The organism is Chromohalobacter sp. HP20-39, from assembly GCF_033052815.1.
GTDB lineage: Bacteria > Pseudomonadota > Gammaproteobacteria > Pseudomonadales > Halomonadaceae > Chromohalobacter.
In genome coordinates this window covers 1-273 of the sequence record NZ_JAWHTP010000671.1, presented here as the reverse complement: position 1 = coordinate 273, position 273 = coordinate 1, and the positions used below count along the sequence as shown (strand labels likewise).

Below are 273 nucleotides of genomic sequence, written 5' to 3'. Positions count from 1 at the left end.
GCGATCAACCACCCATGCTCGCGGTGTGTGAGGGCGCGGGCCGAACCAAACGCCGCAGCCTGCGTGCCGATGGTGGCGGTGCTCTTGCGGTCGCCTCCTTGCCGATATCGGTGCGCTGCGGCTCCTGGTGTCGGCGGCCGGCAGCATTCGCGGTCGTGCGCATCCCCGCTGTGCGGGGCCCCTGCTGACTGCGCATGCTGCCCCTCCTCAGGCATTGCAGGCTTGCCCCACCGCGCCAGCGCGCGCAGACACGCATCGCGGTGTGCCGTTCCG

1 protein-coding gene is annotated in these 273 nt (G+C 71.4%); it reads left to right on the top strand.

The window, feature by feature from the left end; genetic code table 11:
- Nucleotides 1-188: hypothetical protein (locus tag RVY79_RS19640; protein ID WP_317466251.1), on the top strand; the 188-nt coding region annotated here is incomplete at its 5' end.
- Nucleotides 189-273: the final 85 nt, after the last annotated feature.